The sequence below is a fragment of the Nonomuraea sp. NPDC004186 genome (assembly GCF_053603495.1).
This window is the reverse complement of sequence record NZ_JBSGFQ010000063.1, coordinates 64,123-80,901: the sequence shown is the minus strand read 5'-3', so window position 1 is coordinate 80,901 and position 16,779 is coordinate 64,123. Positions and strand designations below refer to the sequence as shown.

Below are 16,779 nucleotides of genomic sequence, written 5' to 3'. Positions count from 1 at the left end.
GGGAAGAGCGTCCCTTGAGGGGAGAGGACCAACGGAGGTGCATGATGAAGAGGAAGGTGTGGGCGGCCTCGCCGACGGCCACCGGGTTCATGCTCTGCAGCCCGTGCGTGGCGTTGGGGATGCCGCACCGCTCCGCCTGCGGCAGCCAGTTCATGAGGAAGCTCTGCGCGTCGCGGAACCCGGGCATCGCCGACTCGCTGTCGAGGCCCATCACCGCCAGCACCGGCATGTCCGGCTTCCGCGTGACCAGCCGGTCGGCCTCAGACGGCTTGAAGCCCCACTGCGAGATCGCCGGGAAGTCGACGGTGAAGGTCGTGTCGACGCACGCCTCGACGCGGTCCCACACGTCGAGCGGCCCGGTCATCTCCACCGCGGGCAGGAAGCTCGGCCCGCACACCGCCTCCATGTAGAGCTGCGCCGCGCCGAGCTTGTCGCCCGTCTCGTACAGCTTCATCGCGTTCATGTAGGCGTCGATGTTGGCCTGGATCGCGTCCGGCGCCTCACGCGGCAGGTACGGCTCCAGCAGGATCGCGCTGTGCGCCCGCTCCGGGTACGACAGCAGGAACTGGAAGGCGATCACACCGCCGAACGAGAAGGCCATGATGTGCGCCTTCTCGATGCCCAGGTGGTCGAGCAGCTCGGCGACGTGCTGCGCGCCGCCCTCGATGCTCAGCTCGGGCTTGTCCAGCGTGCTGCCGTTGTAGCCGGCCCGGTAGTAGCTGATGAGCTGGTAGTCCTGCAGCAGCGGCGGGTAGAACCGCATGGGGGTGATGAGGCTGTCGGCGATGCTGGTGCCGTGGATGCACAGCACGGGCTCGCCCTCGCCGAGCACGGTGTACCTGAGCTCGGCGCCGGTCACCGGCGCCCGCAGGTTGTGCTCGACGTTCCATTCGCGCCCGATGTAGAGGGCGTTTCGCATCATGACTTGTGCTCCAATCCGACCAGCAGGCCGGTCTCGTCGAGGCTGGGGACGAGGTCGAAGACGAGGAACTCCAGGTAGTACCGGCCCCACAGCAGGCCCCAGAGCGGGAACCGCTCGTTGAACTCCTCGCCGCGCTCGTGCGCCAGCCGCCCCTCCAGCTCCCAGATCAACGAGTTGAACTCCTGAGCGGTGAACGGCTGCCCGGCCGCGGCGGCGGCCGCGATGACCTCGTCCTTGGACTTGTCCTTGAGCCGGTCGACCAGGTCCGGCCGCTCGGCCAGACCGCGCAGGAACCCGATGACGTTGGCTTCGCTCACGGGGCCTCCTTCGGCGGCCCCGTGAGCGAAGCCGGCTTGCTGTGTTGATTGGTTCGCTCGCTTCGCTCGTTCACGGCCAGCTCCTCGCGGGAGTAGCGGGCGACCACGTGGTCGACCAGGTAGTCGAGGTAACGCGCGCCCCACATGTGCCGCCACAGGGTGCTGCTCCCGTCGAACGGCTCCCCGTCCTTGTGGATGACGACGTCCGCCTCCAGCCGGCCGATGACCCGCTCGGCGTCGTCCTCGGTGAAGGTGAACCCGTCGTTGCGGGCGTGGAACAGGACCCGGGGAAGGTCCATGGGGGAGTAACGGGCCAGCAGACCGGGATCCGACCGGGCCGCCTCCAGGAACCTGACGAACTCCGCCTCGGCCACGGCTAGCTCTCCAGCGCGTGTCTGATGACGTCGTCGATGGCCTTCACGTCCGGCTCGGCCAGCCCGAACGTGGCCAGATGGCCGTAGACGCTGTCGATCTGGCGGAACGTCGCGCCGGGGATCCACTCGGCGTACTGCCTGAGCTCGTCCGGCGGGAACAGCGCGTCGCCGGTGAAGCCGGCGATCGTGGTCTTGGCCTTGATCCGGCCCAGGACCTCCCGCAGGGACTCGCCCTCGGCTCCCGGCCAGGCGGCGCGGGCCTTGCGGGCCTGGGTGACCACGTCGTTGGGGTCCTGCGGGAGCCAGAAGCCCTCCCAGAAGCCCTCGACGAACGCGTCCACGCTGTCGAAGCCCAGGGTGCGCCAGACGTCGGCGCCGGCGTAGTAGAACGTGCGGGGCGGGGCGGTCAGCGCCGAGCCGTGCCCGACCCGGGCCAGGCCGCCGCTGACGCTCGCCGCGTCCGTGTAGGCGCCTCCGGCGTAGTTGGGGTCCGCGGTGATGGGCTCCTCCACCACCGTCTTCAGCCAGAGCTTGGTCCACGGCGGCGGGGTGGGCGCCCCGGCGATGGGGGCGATGCTCCGTACGAGGTCGCCGAAGCGCAGCGCCCACTCGTACACCTGGATCGCGCCGATCGACCAGCCGAGCGCCAGCCGGATCTCGCGGACGCCGAAGACCTCCTCCAGCAGCCGCTGCTGGGCGATGACGTCATCGGCGATGCTGACGACCGGGAAGGGCCGCGACGGGGTGTTGCTCGGCGCGGAGGACGGCGGGAGGCCGAAGTGGCCGGGCAGCACGATGAAGTGGGTGCGGGGATCGAGCGCGCGGTTCTCGCCGATCCAGCCGTTGAGCACCTCGGCGGGGGCGCCGAGGAAGGTCGGGAACACGACCACGTTGTCCTTGGCCTGGTTGAGCTCACCGAAGGTCTGGTACGCCAGCCGGGCGCCGGGCAGCGTGTCACCCGAGGTGAGCGGGAAGTCGCCGAGCTCGAAGGTGTTCATTCCTGGCTCCAAACGTCGTTCACGAGTCGAACCGCAGAATCGTCTTGATGTTCTTGCCGGACCTGAAGTCGTCCGCCGCGGCCTGGATGTCGGCGAAGTCGTACTCCTTGATGAGCGGCTGCACGGGCAGCCGGCCGCCGCGGATCAGCCGCGCCAGCAGCGGGATGAGCCGGTCGGGGTCGCTGTCGCCCTCGCAGACGCCCAGGATCCGCCGCCCCGGCAGCAGCCGGTGCACGTCGACCGAGACCTCCACCCCGTACGGCGGAGCGCCCACGACGGCCACCGCGCCGCGCGGTGCGAGCGCCTCGATGCCGGCGCGCAGCACGTCGGGGTTGCCCACCGCCTCGACCACGTAGTCGACGCCGGCGCCGCCGGTGATCTTCCGCAGCTCGTCGGCCAGGTCGAGGCCGGTCGAGTCGACGGTGTGGGTGGCGCCGATCTTGGCGGCCAGTTCGAGCTGCGCCGCCTGCCGGCCCACGGCGATGATCTGGCTGACCGGGGTGAGCGCCGCGCCCATGATGGCGGCCAGGCCCACCGCGCCCGTGCCGATCACCGCGATGGACGTGCCGGCCTCCGGGCGCAGCGTGTTCCAGACCGCGCCGGTGCCGGTCTGGACGCTGCAGGCCAGCGGGGCCAGCAGCTCGAACGGCAGGTCCGGGTCGACCTTGACGACGCTGCGCTCGTCGGCGATGGAGTGGCGGGCGAACGACGACTGGCCGAAGAACCGGCCGCCGAGCGCGACGCCGTCCCTGCTGATCGGAGAGCTGCCGTCGGGCCGCTTGCCGCCGATGAGGTTCTGCGGGATCCACGTGGTGCAGTAGGCGGGGTGGCCGATCCGGCAGGAGGCGCAGCTCCCGCACGAGGTGAACGTGAGGACGACGTGGTCGCCCGGCTTGACCTTGGTCACGCCTGGGCCCGTCTCCTCCACGACCCCGGCTCCCTCGTGCCCGAGCACGCCCGGCAGCGGGAACGGGATGTGCCCCGCCGCCACCGTGAGGTCGGTGTGGCAGATGCCGGCGGCCTTCATCCGGACGAGGATCTCTCCCTGGCGCGGGGCGTCCAGCTCGACGTCCCGGAGGGTGAACGCCGCTCCCGGCGATTCGACGACTGCGGCTTGGGTGGTGGTCACGAGTGGCTCCGATCGTCGGGGGTGAGGGTGTACGAGCTCGTGACGTGGGTCCACTCCGCCGGCCCCCACTCCGCGCCATCCCCGACCTGGGGCGGAGCTCCGACCACGCGGACCACGTAGTAGTCGAGCAGACCGGGGGCCCGGCGGGTCCAGATCGAGCCGAGCTCGTCGTGGTGGCGCTGGCCGAAGTAGAGCCGATCCTCGTCCCGGCCGTGCGAGCGGGCCAGGCCGAGCAGGTCGTACTCCCGCGGGCACTCGTCCACCCCCGGCAGGTCCAGGATCGAGCAGCCGCCGTGAGAGACGTCCTGCCACTCGCCGGGCTGCCAGTTGCCGTCGCCCGCCTTCACCTCGTCGGCGCCGGCGACGAGCCCGGTGTCGAACAGGCGCAGGCAGACCTTGGTCCGGGAGAAATCGGCGTCGCGCGCGCCGGGCGTTTGTTCGCTGGGACCGAGGAGCTCGAACATGCCCGTGATGATGAGCTCGAAGAGCCGGCTGTCGCAGCCGGGGTCCTTGTAGGCATTGAAATGAATGGCCCAGAAAGGACTGTGCAGCCAGAAGTCGTCCACCCCGAATATTCCCGGGAATACTTCGGCGGCGACCGGGCTGCGCCATCGGCCGGAGAGTTCGGCGACCGTGAATTCGGCGCTGGTTTCCATCACACCTCGCATGAGTCAATTCTTTTTCCGGCGGCCCGGCCGACGTCAAAGAGCCGGGTCGTACATTGGCAAGTCGGCCGGGCGGCGCGAGGTAATTCGTGAAGTCCTACGACGGGAGCAGTGCCGGCGGCACGTGCGCGCGCACCCGCTCGGCCAGTTCGGCCGCCCGGACGCCGGCCGCCGCGGCGGCCGCGGACGCCGGCCCGCCGGCCTTCTCGGCGGCCCTGCAGCGCTCCACGAGCACTCTCATGCGCTCGTGCAGCAGCGCCCAGGAGGGTTCGCGCCAGGGCACGAAGTTGCTCATGGCGTAGTACATCTCGAACGCGAAGCCCGCCGTGCGGCCGGGGTGCTCTGGGCCGACGGGCATGGTGGTCATGGCGGTGGACAGCGGCCGCAGCACCTCGGCCATCATGCTGATCGACGTGCCGACGAGCAGGCCCAGCTGCTCCTCGCTCTCGTCGGTGTGCGTGAAGAACCTGGTCAGCAGGTGCAGCACCAGCTCGTAGGCCACCGCCGCCAGCTCGGCCGTGCGGCGGGTGCCGGGGTCGGTGATGAGCGGCTGGGGCTCCACGATGTCGTAGGGCTGCTTGAGGTAGGCGGCGAGCGCCGGTCGCGCCGGGTCGAAGCCCGGATCGAGCGCGCGCAGCTCCTCGTACTCCCGCCACACCGCGAGGAAGCGCCCGTAGTGGGCCTGCTGCCAGTCGCCACGCGCGCCCTCGCCCTGCTCGATGATGAGATCGATCGCGGTGAACGCGGACTTCAGGTCCGTGACCGCGACGAGCTGGGGCCAGCGGAACAGCTCCGGCGTGGCCTGGGCGCGCGGGGACCCGACGAACACGGCGCGCTCCCCGAGCTCCGCGCAGAGCGCCCGCAGCCCTTCCTCGATCCCGCGGTACAGGTGGCCGATCGTCGCGTACTCCTGGCCCCTGGGCATGAGGTCGGCGGGGTCGAGCCGGACGCGGCTGGGCGGCACCGGCTCGAACTCCTCGGCGTCCTGCAACTGCATGCCCTCGGGGCGCTCCAGGTACAGGAAGTGGCGCAACGCCTGCTCGCCGAAGGGCAGCAGATCGAGCTGGATGCCCGACGGGAAGTATCCCGAGCGCTGCGGGAAGTTCGGGCGGGTGAAGGTCGGCGCCGCGCCGATGGCGGCCAGCAGGTTGGACACCAGCGCCAGGTGGAGCATCTCCTCGACCGCGATGGAGTGCAGGACCCCGCGCCAGCGGGCGACCGCGTCCGCCTGCTCGGCCGTCAGGCCGTCCGCCGTCCCGTTCTTGAGGCTGGCCTCGGCGAAGAGGTACTGGCTCAAGATCATGTGTTCCAGCTGTGAGGCCTCGTTGAGCAGCCACCACAGGTGCTCCCGGTTCGCTATGACGATCGGGGGCTCGGACATGCGGGGATCCTCCTCAGTTGGGGGTGAGTACGGCGCGGTAGCGCACCTGGCCTGCCTCCACCCGCTTGAGCACCTCGTTGACCTCGGCGAACGGGTAGGTCTCCACGCGCGGCCTGACCTTGCCCGCGGCCATCAGCGTGAGCACCTCGACCAGGTCGGAGCGGTTGTTGTGGGTGCTGCCCTTGATGGAGCACTGCTTGAACAGCAGCGTCATCATGTCGTCGATCTTCAGCGGGCCGGTGACGCCCATCGTGACCAGCCGCCCGCCGTAGCGCAGGCCGGACAGCACGCGGGCGACCAGGTCCGCCGAGGTGGTGGTGGCCAGGATGATGTCGGCGCCGCCGGCGTCGGCCAGCGCCTTGCCGGGGTCGTCGCCGACCACGACGCCCTCCGCCGCGCCCAGTTCCTTGGCGTACTCCGCCTTGTCGGGCGAGGTGGTGAGCACGACCGTCTCCAGGCCGATGGCGGCGGCCAGCTGCACCGCCATGTGCCCGAGCCCGCCGACGCCCAGCACGCAGACGCGCTCGCCCGGCCGGGGGTCGGCGTTGCGCAGGCCGCTCATCGAGGTGAAGCCGGCGCAGAAGGCCACCGCCGCGTCGGTGTAGTCCAGGCCGTCGGGCAGCAGCGTGCACCCCGACTCCCAGGCCACCATCAGGTCGGCGTAGCCGCCGCCCATGTCCATCCAGGTCGTGGTGTGCTCACAGGCCACCGGATGCCAGCTCTGGCACTGGATACAGCGCCCCTCGCCGCGCTGCATCCACGAGACGCCGACCCGGTCGCCCACCCGCAGGGTGGTGGCGCCGGGGCCGAGCGCCACCACCTCGCCCACCGGCTCGTGCCCCGGCACGATCGGCAGCCGCACCGGCCAGTGGCCGCGGTGGACCAGTACGTCGCTGAAGCACATGCCGCACGCCTGGATGCGTACGACGACCTGGCCGGGCCCGGGCTCGGGATCGGCGAGGTCCTGGAACTCCCATGGGGAGTTGAGTTGCGTGATGACGGCTGCGCGCACGGTCTCCTCCTCGGCGAGACACGTCAGGGAGGCCCACGATAAATATCCGGCCCGCGCCGGCGGCACCCTGACTTAACGGAAACCACGATGCTTTTGTCAGAGGCGGACCTGACGAAATCCCGGCGTTCGGCGGCCGAAACGGGCCATATTCCCGGAGCGAATGGTACGAATAAGTCACCGCCCGTTGTCCTTGGAGGTTGCCATGCCTTCTATTGCCGCCATCGCACTGGCCGGCGGCCGCGGCCTCCGCGCCCGCCCGCTCACCCTCGAAGGTTCCGGTCACATAAGGAGCAAGGCCGCCGTCCCTTTTCTCGGGCGGCCGGTCATCGAATGGCTCGTCGCGGGCCTCCGCGACCAGGGGATAACGAGTTTCCACGTGGCGGCCAACGGCCGGGAGAATCGTTATCAGGTCAAGGAGGCGCTGGGGTACGGCGAGCGGCTCGGGGTCTCGGTGCGCTATTCGCGGCCGCGTACGGACCGGTTCAACACCGGCTCCGGGCAGGCGACGCTCAGCGTGATCGAGGAGCACGGCCTGCTCGGCCACGCCCTGGTGCTGCCGACCGACTCGCTGTTCGAGTTCGACCTGGCGGCGCTGGTGCGCGACCACCTGGCGAGCGGGGCGGTGGTGACCGTCGGCCTGGTCCATCGGACGGCGGCGGAGGTGGCGGGCACGTACGGGCTGGTGCTCGCGGACGGCGCCGGCCGGATCCAGCGGTTCATCGAGAAGCCGCCCCTGGAGACCATCGCGGCGGTGACCGCCGACCTGGACAGGGTGCCCATCAACGCCGGGCTCTACCTGGTGGACTGCGCCAGGCTGCGCGCTCTGGGCGCCACCGACGAGCTGGCGGCGCTGGCCGGGCGGGGGCTCGACTGGGGCGGTGACCTGCTGCCGTGGCTGGTGTCGCGCGGCCACCGGGTCATGTGCTCGCCCCTGGCCAAGGTGGGCGACCTGGGCAACCCCCGCGACTACCTGCTCACCATGGCCGAGGCCCTGGCCGGCGGCTACCCGAGCCTGCGGCTGCCGGACGGGCCCGTGATCCACCCCTCCTCGCTGGCGCGCCGCGACGAGGTCAGCGGGCTGACGCTGGCGGAGAAGCTGGCCGCCGGGCTCGTCCACGTGGGGCCCGGCGCGTGGATCGGCCGGGACGTCGAGATCGGCCCCGGCGTCGTGCTGCGCGATTCCTACGTCGGAGACGAGGCGGACCTGCACCCGTGGTGCCGCCTGGAACGGGTGGCCTGCCTGGACGGCGCGATCATCGGGCCGGGCGCGCGGCTCAGCGACGCGTACGTGGGCGTGATGGCGAGGGTGGACTCGTCGCTGGAGCGCCCGGCCGTCATCGACGGCTTCACCGCGCTCGGCCACGAGGTACGCGTCGCCGAGGGCGCCGGTCTCAGCGGCGTCATCGCCTATCCGGGACAGACCGTGACCGGGGCCGGGCACTCCGGCGGGCGTCAGTCGCCGACGTCGTCGGGCTCCTCGACCCGGTCGTAACGGAGCCGGGTCTCGATGGCGTAGGCGTGCGGCGCGTACCCGGTGCGCAGGTCCTGGAAGACGGTCCACGCCTCCATCGGGTCGCGCTCGGCCGGCAGCCCCGCCTCGTGGGCCAGCAGCAGCGTGTCGGAGAAGTTGCGCTCCTCCCGCCCCTGCAGGCTGACCGGGATGGGCGGCAGCGTGATGCACAGCCCGTGGGTCAGCCGGTGCATGCAGCGCGTCCCCGTCGCGAGCAGGGCCTTCGTGTGCGCCGGAGCCCAGCTCGGCGCGAGCGCCTCGATGAGTGCGGCCACGTCCAGGACGATGACCGCGGCCTTGAGCCAGTCGAGGTCGCCCGCGGGGCGGCGGAACGTGAGCGCCGGGTGGGCGAGGTGGGAGTGCTCCACCTCGGCCATCCACACCGTCCACTCGGCGAACATGGTGTCGAGGTGGTCGCGCGAGCCGGTCTTGAGGTAGGACGCGAGCATGGTGTCGGCGTCGCGCGGGTTGCACACGCTGCCGGCCAGCCTGGCCACCAGCCGTTCCCGCCGGGAGTAGGCGGCCAGGAAATGCCCCAGGTACGTCGTGATGGCCGCCACCATCAGCAGCCTGGACGCCCACTCGGCCTCGCGCAGCGGCGTGCCCTCCAGCAGCGCGAACCCCGCCGAGGACACGCCGAGCCAGATCGCGGCCACCGTGACGACGGCCAGCGGCCCGCACAGGTCGAGCAGCGGCTCCCGCAGGACGGGCGGGACCCGGCCGGCCATCGCGAGCATGGGGCCGGCGAAGGCCCGCAGGACGCCGCGGACCAGCCGGGTCGGCCTGCCCCGGGGGGTGAACACGGTCAGCACGACGCTCAGCCACACCGCCGCCACGAGCGCGGCGCCGGCCAGCGTTCCCAACACGGCTGTCGTCACCATGCCCGTATCCTTCCGGCTCTTGACTGGAATGCCCAAGAATTAGTTAGTGCTAGCAGTCGGAATGCCACCTTCAAAAGAGCGGAGACGAGGCTCCGGACGACCCGGAGCCCCGTCTCGACAGCGGCGGCCGCGCCTCACACGGTGGCCGCCGAGCGTAATTCGGTGGTGAGGTCGAGCAGCGTGCCCGGGCCGAGCAGGCTGCGGACCGGCACATCCACGCCCAGCTCGCGCCGCACCCGCTCGCGGAACCTGGTCGCCAGCACGGAGTCCAGCCCCAGCAGGGTGAGCGGCACGTCCATCCCGATCTCGTGTCCGGGCACCGCGAGAACCTGGGACGCCAGGTCGGTCACCACGGCGGTCAACTCCGTCTCCGAGAGGGCCGCCAGATCCGGGCGCCCGGCCGGCGCGGGTTCGCGGGCCGGTTCGCTGGCGGGCTCGGGAGGAATGGGGGAGGTGGCCGAGCCGGGCCAGAACCGCCGCCGCTGCCAGGGGTAGCCGGGCAGCCGGACGTACTCGCCCTCGGGGTGGACGCGGTCCCAGCGGGGACGGCAGCCCAGCACGTACGCCTGGCCGAGCGCCGCGCTGAGGGCCGCCGCGTCCGGCACGTCCCTCCGCAGGCAGGGCACCACGCTCGCGGTCGCGCCCGCCGCCTCGACCTCCTCCTCCAGCGCCGTCTGCAGCACCGGATGCGGGCTCATCTCGATGAACACGGTGGGCCGGGCGTCGGCGAGCGCGGCCTGGCAGGCGGCGGCGAAGCGCACGGGCAGCCGCAGGTTCTCGAACCAGTAACCGGCGTCCAGCTCCGTGCCGTCGACGACCCGGTCCCGGGCGCTGGAGTGGATGGGCACGGCGCAGGGGCCGGGCTTGACGCTCGACAGCGCCTCCAGCAGCGCCTCGCGCACCGGCTCCACCTGCGGCGCGTGCGAGGCGTAGTCCACGTCCACCTGGCGGCAGAAGACGCCGTCGCGGCGCAGCGGCGCGACGATCCGCTCCAGCCTCGCGGGGTCGCCGGACAGGACCGTGGAGTGACGGCTGTTGACCACCCCCACGCTCACCTGGCCGGAGTGCTCCCCGATCGCCTCCTGGGCCGCCTCCGCGCCGAGCGCCACGGCCCACATGGCGCCGGGCGTGCGCAGCTCGCGCAGCAGCCGGCTCCTCCTGGCGACCACGGCCGCGCCGTCGGCCACGCTCAGCGCGCCCGCGGTGACCGCCGCGGCGATCTCGCCCATGCTGTGGCCGATGAGCAGGTCGGGCTCGACGCCCCACTCGCGCCACACGCCGGCCAGCGCCACCTGCATCGCCCACAGGGTCGGCTGCACCTCGTCCACGCGCGACAGCCGCTCCCCGCGCAGCAGCACCTCCACGGGGGACCAGCCGAGCTCGGCGGCCACCGCCCGCGCGCACTCGTGCAGGCGCTGGGCGAAGGCCGGCTCGGCGGCCAGCAGCTGCCTGCCCATGCCCGCCCACTGGCCGCCCTGGCCGGGGAAGACGAACACCACCTTCGGCCGCCGGGCCGCGCGGCGCTCGCCGGCGTGCACCGACCGCCCGTCACCCCGCCCGTTCGCGCGGAACTCCCGCAGGGACGCGGCCAGCGAGCGCGCGTCGTCGCCGACCGCGGCCAGCCGGTACTCGTGGTGCGAGCGCCGGGCGCCCGCGCTGAAGCACACGTCGTGGAGGCCGGGTCCCGCGCCCTCGGCCCCCGTCCCGTCTGCCACCGTGTCGAGCATCTCGGCGTACGCGCCGGCGAGCTCGTCGAGCGCCCTCGGATCCCGCGCCGACAGGGGCAGGACGTAGCTGGGCCGGCCCTGGCCGAGCCGGGGACGCGCCGCCTGCGGCGCCTCGGAGAGCACGAGGTGGACGTTGGTCCCCGACATGCCGAAGGAGTTGACGCCCGCCAGGCCCGGCGTCCCCCGGTCCGGCCAGTCCTGGGTGAGCAGCGCGAGCTCGACGGCCGCGGTCGGCTGCCGCAGGACGGCGTGCGGCTCCACCACGTGCAGCGTCGCGGGTATGGTCCGGTGCCGCAGCGCCAGGGCCGTCTTGAGCAGCCCCGCCATCCCCGAGGTGAACTCGGTGTGGCCGATGTTGGACTTGAGCGAGCCGACCAGGCAGCGCCGCTCAGGGTCCCGGCCCTCCCGCATGACCAGGTCCAGCGCGGCCAGCTCGGTCGGATCGCCGGCGGGGGTGCCGGGCCCGTGGGCCTCGACGTAGTCGACCTCGCCGGGGGAGACCCCGGCGTCGAGATAGGCCTTGCGCAGCATCGTCTCGTGCCCCTCCAGCCCGGGGGAGACGAGTGAGCCGCCGGTGCGGCCGTCGTGGGTGGCGGCGCTGCCCAGGATCGTCGCGTACGGGTGCTCCCCGTCCGCGAGGGCCCGCGAGAGCGGCTTGAGTATCAGGGCCACCACGCCCTCGCTGCGCACGTACCCGTCCCCTGACACGTCGCCGAACTTGCACCGGCCCGAGCTGGACAGCACGCCGGCGTCCGCGAGCGCGAAATACAGGTCCGGCACGATCTGCAGGTTCGCGCCGCCGACGATGGCCAGGTCGATCTCGCCCGACCACAGCGCCCGGCAGGCCATGTGCACCGCCAGCAGCGACGTCGCGCAGGCCGCCTCCACGCCCATGCTGGGACCGCGCAGGTCGAGCTGGGTGGAGACGCGGCCGGGGAAGATGCCGCTGACGGCCGCCCCGAGCGCGGCGTGCATGTCGTACATGCCCGAGCGGCGCAGCAGGTCCCAGTACCCCGAGGACAGCAGGCTCGTGTAGACGCCGGTGTCGCTCCCGGCCAGGCTCTCGGCCGGGATGCCCGCGTCGTCGAGCGCCTCCCAGGTGACCTCCATCAGCAACCGCTGCTGCGGGTCCATCCGCAGGGCCTCGAACGGCGTGACGCCGAAGAAGCGCGCGTCGAACCCGGTGATGTCGTCCAGGTAGCCGCCCGCGCCCCGCAGCACATCGGGCCGGCGGCGGCCGGAGGTCGTTTCGATGTCGAATCTTTCCGGAGGGATCACGCCGATCATGTCCCGGCCCCCGCTGACGATCTGCCAGAGGTCGGCCGGGCTCTGCGCACCGGGCAGCCGGCAGGCGGCGCCGACGATGGCGATGGGATCTCGCCCGCTGTTGTTGTACATGGGGCCCCGTTCCCGTTCTCGCCCGGGTCATCGTGAATTCGACGATGCCCGGGCGCCCTTGTTGGTTGGCCGAACGACATCACCTAAGGTCCGGCTCGCCCACGTAGGTGTCAATTAACAGATGACGAAATACCGGGGCGGTGAAAACCGCGTTATTCGCCCGCGTGCATCGGAAAATGGATCACGAGCCCGACCAGCGGCTCGTCCGGGGTGATCATCAGCGCCATGCGCAGGGTCTGCAGGCCCAGCCGAGGATGCCGGAACCGGCGCGTGAGGCTGCGGTGCTCCTGCACCTCGTGCTTGCGCCACAGGCCGGCGAACAGCGGGCTCAGCTGGGAGAACTCGGCGATCTTCGCGGTCAGCCGCTCGTCGTGCGGCCACCTGGCCAGCTCGGAGCGCCACCGGGCGATGACGTCGCAGGTGACGCGCTCCCAGTCGGGCAGCCGCTCCTTCGCCGTGGGCGAGACCAGCAGCCAGCGCAGCATGTTGCGGTGCTCGGGCGTGTAGCTGCCCCAGTCGTCGTACCACTCGGCGGCGGCGTCGTTCCAGGCGGTCAGGTCGCAGTGGATGTCGGTGGCGTAGACCGGATAGGCGCTGGCGCTCATGAGGCTCACCAGCGGGCCCATCACGTCGCCCGACCACGTCTGCCCCTCGAGCGGCTGCGGGTTGGTGACCTGGCCGTGCACCAGCGTGTGCATGTAGCGGCGCTCGTCCTCGCTGAGGTCGAGCACCCGGGCCAGGCTGTCGAGCACCTGGATGGAGGGCCTGATGTCACGCCCCTGCTCGAGGTACGTGTACCAGGTCGGGCTGAGGCCGGCGAGCACCGCCACCTCCTCCCGCCGCAGCCCCTTCGTCCTGCGCCCCCCTTCGGGGAAGCCCACCTGCCCCGGCGTGACCCGTGCGCGCCTGCTGCGCAGGAATCGCGCGAGCTCCTGCCGGCTCCAGCCGTCGCCTGACACAGAACCCCCCGTGAGTGCCTCCACCGCGTCAGCAGATCAGGATCGCAAGGCTGAGTCTAGAAGCCTCATGGAATATTTGTCACCTCTAGCCCGATTGCGTCATTTCGGCATTGACGTTACGGCATTGTTCCCAAAGCATGAATTTAATCCATTCAATTGAGGGGATTAACCAGATGAAGTGGCATTTCATCGACCGGAGCGAGCAGATCGCCGCGATTCGGTCAGCCCTCGGGGCCGCCGGAGCAGGCCCGATTGTCCTGGCCGGAGAGCCGGGCTCGGGCCGCAGCCGGCTGGTGGAGCGCGTGCTCGAATCGTCCGAGGCGGCGCGTTACGACATCGTCCGGCTGCGTGCCGCGGACGGTCCCGGTGAGGTCGCCGCCCGCGTCGAGGCGGCCGCCGGGGGCCGTCCGCTGCTGCTCGTCATGGACGACGCGCAGGTGAGCGATGACGAGAGCCTGAGGGCGCTGCGCACGGCCGCGGGCGGGAGCCCGGGGGCCAGGGTGCTGGTCACGACGCTGTCCGGGCCCGCGGCGCGGCGCCCCGATCCGGTGGACTGCCTGCGCTTCGAGCCGGGCGCGTACACGGTCGACGTGCCGCCGCTCGCGGTCGAGGAGGTGGCCGCCCTGCTGGCCGAGCTGGCCGGCGGCCACGTACGGCAGGCCACCGCCGGCGCCCTGCACTCGGCGACCGGCGGCAACCCCCGCCTGCTGCACGACTTCCTGGTCGGGCGCCGGCTCACCGAACGCCTGACCCGGGGCGCCGCCGGGTGGGAGTTCCAGTGCGCCACCGAGTGGCTGCCGCCGATGGATCCGTCCGCGGCCACCCCGCACCTGGTGAAGGCCACCTGGGACGCGTGGGCGGCGCTGGCCTTCGACCGGGCCTTCGAGCTGTGCAAGGCGGCGGCGTGGTGCGGCGAGGGGCACACCGTCTCGGTGCCGCTGGCGCACCTGCTGCTGCTGCGCGGCAGGGGGCGCGACAGCACGTCGTTCCTGGACTCGCTGCCCGAGGGGATGGTGGAGAGCACGCCGCATCTGGCGCTCGCCCGAGCGGTCAACCTGGCCTGCGGGCAGGGCCGGCCGGAGGCCGCCGCCGAGTTCCTGCTGCGCGCGGCGGTGGCCGCCGGGCCGGCGCAGCGGCCGCTGCTGCTCGCCTACCGGGCCTGGATCATGGCGTTGAACGGCCGCTCCGCCGACGACGTCGGCACGATCACGCGTACCGACAGGGAGACCGCCCTGTTCGTCCACGCGGCGCAGGCCATGGCCCGCCTGCGGACCCGGCCCGAGGAGGCGGTCTTCCACCTGCGGCGCGCGCTCGCGCTCACCGCCGGAGGAACGGAGGCGGGGCCGCCCTGGCTGGCGGCGCATCTGACGGCGTACCTGATCGACGCGCTGCTGCTGGCCGGGCGGGCGGATGAGGCGACGCTCCTGGCGGAGGGCTTCCACGGCGGGGAGCCCGCCTCCGGCTGGGACGTCGCCGTCGCCATGTCGATGGTCGCCGCATGAGAGGCCCGGACCACGTGCCGCGGCCGTGGTCCGGGCCTGTCCCCTCAGGAGGGGTTCCTGCTCAGCGCCAGAGTGGTGATGTCGTCGGACTGCTCGGCGGCTCCCACGAACGTGCGCACCGAGGTGTCGACCGCCGCGAGCAGACCGGAGGCGTGCCCCCCGGCCCCGCCCAGCACCTCCTGGAGGCGGGGGGTGCCGAACAGGCCGTGGGCGGAGTTCCTGGCCTCGACCACCCCGTCGGTGTAGGCGAACAGCGCGTCGCCGGGCCCCAGCTGCACGTGACCCAGGGTGTAGGAGCTGTCGGCCAGGATCCCGACCGCGGGCCCCGTCGGCGGCAGCATCGTCTGGCGGCCGTCGGCCCGCACCACGACGGGCGGATTGTGCCCGCCGTTGATGTAGACCAGGTCCCCGGAGTACGGGTCCAGCACCCCGAAGAACATCGTCGCGAAATACGCCTGCTTGATGTGATTGCGGGCCATGTACCGGTTGGTCCCGACCACCGCCTGGATCAGCGGCCCCGCCCCCAGCGACAGCAGGGGCAGCGCGGACTCTCCCGGCGAGCCGTCCAGAGCCAGGGCGGCGTCGTCGCTGACGTCCTGGACGAACCCGGTGTGCTCGGCCGTGTGCCGGAGCAGCGTTCTGATCAGCGCCATGAACAGCGCCGCCCCCACGCCCTTGTCGCACACGTCGGCCACCACCAGCGCCAGCCTGCGCCCGTTGACGAGGGTGAACACGTCGTAGAAGTCGCCGGCCACCTGCCGGGCCGGCCGGAAGCTGGCGGCGATCTCCCATCCGTCCAGCCTCGGCAGTGACTCCGGCAGGAACCCGGCCTGGATGTCGCGGGCGATGCGCAGCTCGCGCTCGTACTCCCGCAGGCTGGCCAGCGCCGCCATCTCCTCCACCGTGGTGCTGAGCTGATAGCGCTCCCAGCAGGAGTTCGCCCTGCTGCGCAGCAGGCCGGGCAGGAACGGGCGGGTCACGTAGTCGAACCCGCCCCGCACACACTCCTCCAGCGCGGCGATGTCGTCGTCGGGGAAGGCCACGATCGTGGGCATCCGCCCGTCGACCAGGAACCGCTGGCTGACCAGCGCCATCCGCTGCAGCCCCAGCGCCGCCGAGATCAGCAGCAGATCGGGGTGCGGGTGGCGCAGGACCAGGTCGTCCGGGACGGCGAGCTGGACGTCGAAGCCCTCTTCGCGCAGTGCCCCGTCGAGTTCGAGCACCGCGGTGGACGTGGGGTTAGCGGGCTCGGCAACCACCAGAGCCGTCGGCATTCGCGCCTCCAAGCAGTCGCATGATCAGGGTGTTGCGGTTGCGTCCGCCGACGTACTCGTAGCGGAACTCGTCCACCTTGCCCATGGCGAGGAGCAGCCCGTAGCCGCCTTCCTCGCGCAGCGCGGGCGGCAGCGCCAGCCGAGGCGCGGGATCGTATCCGGCGGGATCGAACGGCGGAGCGTCGTCCTCGATGCTCACCTGCAGCCGGTCGTCCTCGATCTCCCCGGACAGCTCCACGACGCCGGCCCCGCCCCGGTAGCCGTGCTGGGCGATGTTGGTGGTGATCTCGTCCGTCGCCAGGCGCAGCCAGTACGCCTGGCGGGAGGTCAGCCCCGCCCCGTCTGCCAGCGCCTCGATGAAATCGGCCACCACACCCGGCAGGGACACGTGCTGGACATCGATCTTGAGCCGGCAGGCGAGCATCACTGCATCACGATGCTGCGGTCGAAGCCGGTGAGCCGGATCGTCTCGGCCACCTCCGGATTGGTCCCCACCAAGGTGATCTCCGAGCCGCGCGGCAGCTTCTGGTGCGCGAACACCAGGCAGCGCACCCCCGCCGACGACATGTACGTCAGCTCGTCGAGGAGCAGCACCAGCTTGCCCACCTGCCGCCCCACGGCCTGCGACACCAGTTCGTTGAGCTCGGGGGCGGAGCTGCCGTCGAGCTCGCCGGCCAGCCGGATCGTGGCGGTGTCACCCTCCACGCTCATCTTCATCCTGAAGGACATG

General features: G+C 71.8%; 16 protein-coding genes. 2 read left to right on the top strand and 14 right to left on the bottom strand.

The genetic code is table 11. From position 1 onward, the window contains the following. From ACWEPL_RS39755 to ACWEPL_RS39720, 8 genes are all read right to left on the bottom strand, one after another. The coding region (locus ACWEPL_RS39755) for an alpha/beta fold hydrolase (protein ID WP_452439192.1) at window positions 1-922 on the bottom strand (922 nt) is incomplete at its 3' end. Beyond that, complete coding sequence (locus ACWEPL_RS39750; RefSeq protein WP_363963414.1) at window positions 919-1,239, bottom strand: Nif11 family protein; 321 nt, start codon at window positions 1,237-1,239, stop codon at window positions 919-921. The genes ACWEPL_RS39755 and ACWEPL_RS39750, both read right to left, overlap by 4 nt. Beyond that, window positions 1,236-1,613 (bottom strand): Nif11-like leader peptide family natural product precursor, encoded by a 378-nt coding sequence (locus ACWEPL_RS39745; RefSeq protein ID WP_452439191.1) that lies wholly within the window; start codon window positions 1,611-1,613, stop codon window positions 1,236-1,238. The genes ACWEPL_RS39750 and ACWEPL_RS39745 overlap by 4 nt, the downstream gene beginning before the upstream one ends. A gap of 2 nt (window positions 1,614-1,615) precedes the next feature. Further along, window positions 1,616-2,611 carry an alpha/beta fold hydrolase gene (locus tag ACWEPL_RS39740; protein WP_363963418.1) on the bottom strand — a complete coding sequence of 332 codons (996 nt, stop codon included), beginning with the start codon at window positions 2,609-2,611 and terminating at the stop codon, window positions 1,616-1,618. A gap of 19 nt (window positions 2,612-2,630) precedes the next feature. Continuing rightward, window positions 2,631-3,740 (bottom strand): NAD(P)-dependent alcohol dehydrogenase, encoded by a 1,110-nt coding sequence (locus tag ACWEPL_RS39735; RefSeq protein ID WP_452439190.1) that lies wholly within the window; start codon window positions 3,738-3,740, stop codon window positions 2,631-2,633. Continuing rightward, a complete protein-coding gene (locus ACWEPL_RS39730) occupies window positions 3,737-4,396 on the bottom strand; it encodes a hypothetical protein (RefSeq protein WP_452439189.1) in 660 nt (219 codons plus the stop codon). The genes ACWEPL_RS39735 and ACWEPL_RS39730 overlap by 4 nt, the downstream gene beginning before the upstream one ends. Window positions 4,397-4,502: 106 nt before the next feature. Next, on the bottom strand, window positions 4,503-5,786 hold the full coding sequence (locus ACWEPL_RS39725; protein ID WP_363963422.1) for a ferritin-like domain-containing protein: 1,284 nt from the start codon (window positions 5,784-5,786) through the stop codon (window positions 4,503-4,505). A 13-nt stretch (window positions 5,787-5,799) separates the two neighbouring features. Beyond that, a complete protein-coding gene (locus tag ACWEPL_RS39720) occupies window positions 5,800-6,798 on the bottom strand; it encodes an alcohol dehydrogenase catalytic domain-containing protein (RefSeq protein ID WP_363963424.1) in 999 nt (332 codons plus the stop codon). 202 nt (window positions 6,799-7,000) lie between these two features. On the opposite strand from ACWEPL_RS39720, the gene ACWEPL_RS39715 reads away from it, so the two are divergent. After that, window positions 7,001-8,290, top strand: a complete 1,290-nt coding sequence (locus ACWEPL_RS39715) for a sugar phosphate nucleotidyltransferase (protein ID WP_449903866.1) — start codon at window positions 7,001-7,003, stop codon at window positions 8,288-8,290. Here ACWEPL_RS39715 and ACWEPL_RS39710 read toward each other — a convergent pair. The 3 genes from ACWEPL_RS39710 to ACWEPL_RS39700 form a co-directional block, all read right to left on the bottom strand. Continuing rightward, the gene (locus ACWEPL_RS39710; RefSeq protein ID WP_363963428.1) at window positions 8,251-9,189 is read right to left on the bottom strand and encodes a hypothetical protein; all 939 of its coding nucleotides are present in this window, start codon (window positions 9,187-9,189) and stop codon (window positions 8,251-8,253) included. The genes ACWEPL_RS39715 and ACWEPL_RS39710 overlap by 40 nt on opposite strands. Window positions 9,190-9,323: 134 nt before the next feature. After that, the gene (locus ACWEPL_RS39705) at window positions 9,324-12,314 is read right to left on the bottom strand and encodes a type I polyketide synthase (RefSeq protein WP_452439188.1); all 2,991 of its coding nucleotides are present in this window, start codon (window positions 12,312-12,314) and stop codon (window positions 9,324-9,326) included. A gap of 152 nt (window positions 12,315-12,466) precedes the next feature. Next, window positions 12,467-13,273, bottom strand: coding sequence for a helix-turn-helix transcriptional regulator (locus ACWEPL_RS39700; protein ID WP_355191496.1), 807 nt, complete (start codon window positions 13,271-13,273; stop codon window positions 12,467-12,469). A gap of 173 nt (window positions 13,274-13,446) precedes the next feature. On the opposite strand from ACWEPL_RS39700, the gene ACWEPL_RS39695 reads away from it, so the two are divergent. Continuing rightward, window positions 13,447-14,775: a hypothetical protein gene (locus ACWEPL_RS39695; RefSeq protein ID WP_452439187.1), complete on the top strand. Its 1,329-nt coding sequence runs from the start codon at window positions 13,447-13,449 to the stop codon at window positions 14,773-14,775. Between the two features lie 44 nt (window positions 14,776-14,819). Here ACWEPL_RS39695 and ACWEPL_RS39690 read toward each other — a convergent pair whose 3' ends face one another. Genes ACWEPL_RS39690 through ACWEPL_RS39680 form a run of 3 tightly spaced genes read right to left on the bottom strand, consistent with a single transcriptional unit; the run spans window position 14,820 to window position 16,778 of the window. Then, on the bottom strand, window positions 14,820-16,049 hold the full coding sequence (locus tag ACWEPL_RS39690) for a PP2C family protein-serine/threonine phosphatase (RefSeq protein ID WP_363963434.1): 1,230 nt from the start codon (window positions 16,047-16,049) through the stop codon (window positions 14,820-14,822). Next, window positions 16,015-16,473 carry an ATP-binding protein gene (locus ACWEPL_RS39685; RefSeq protein WP_363965023.1) on the bottom strand — a complete coding sequence of 153 codons (459 nt, stop codon included), beginning with the start codon at window positions 16,471-16,473 and terminating at the stop codon, window positions 16,015-16,017. The genes ACWEPL_RS39690 and ACWEPL_RS39685 overlap by 35 nt, the downstream gene beginning before the upstream one ends. Further along, window positions 16,473-16,778 carry an STAS domain-containing protein gene (locus tag ACWEPL_RS39680; RefSeq protein WP_350728893.1) on the bottom strand — a complete coding sequence of 102 codons (306 nt, stop codon included), beginning with the start codon at window positions 16,776-16,778 and terminating at the stop codon, window positions 16,473-16,475. Before ACWEPL_RS39680 ends, ACWEPL_RS39685 begins: the two co-directional genes overlap by 1 nt. Between the last annotated feature and the right edge of the window lies 1 nt (window position 16,779).

Excerpts from the sequence above, each read along its gene's own strand:
- ACWEPL_RS39740 (WP_363963418.1), bottom strand. The coding sequence starts at position 2,611 with ATGAACACCTTCGAGCTCGGCGACTTCCCGCTCACCTCGGGTGACACG.
- ACWEPL_RS39730 (WP_452439189.1), bottom strand. The coding sequence starts at position 4,396 with ATGGAAACCAGCGCCGAATTCACGGTCGCCGAACTCTCCGGCCGATGG.
- ACWEPL_RS39725 (WP_363963422.1), bottom strand. The coding sequence starts at position 5,786 with ATGTCCGAGCCCCCGATCGTCATAGCGAACCGGGAGCACCTGTGGTGG.
- ACWEPL_RS39715 (WP_449903866.1), top strand. The coding sequence starts at position 7,001 with ATGCCTTCTATTGCCGCCATCGCACTGGCCGGCGGCCGCGGCCTCCGC.
- ACWEPL_RS39710 (WP_363963428.1), bottom strand. The coding sequence starts at position 9,189 with ATGGTGACGACAGCCGTGTTGGGAACGCTGGCCGGCGCCGCGCTCGTG.
- ACWEPL_RS39705 (WP_452439188.1), bottom strand. The coding sequence starts at position 12,314 with ATGTACAACAACAGCGGGCGAGATCCCATCGCCATCGTCGGCGCCGCC.
- ACWEPL_RS39695 (WP_452439187.1), top strand. The coding sequence starts at position 13,447 with ATGAAGTGGCATTTCATCGACCGGAGCGAGCAGATCGCCGCGATTCGG.
- ACWEPL_RS39690 (WP_363963434.1), bottom strand. The coding sequence starts at position 16,049 with ATGCCGACGGCTCTGGTGGTTGCCGAGCCCGCTAACCCCACGTCCACC.
- ACWEPL_RS39685 (WP_363965023.1), bottom strand. The coding sequence starts at position 16,473 with ATGCTCGCCTGCCGGCTCAAGATCGATGTCCAGCACGTGTCCCTGCCG.
- ACWEPL_RS39680 (WP_350728893.1), bottom strand. The coding sequence starts at position 16,778 with ATGTCCTTCAGGATGAAGATGAGCGTGGAGGGTGACACCGCCACGATC.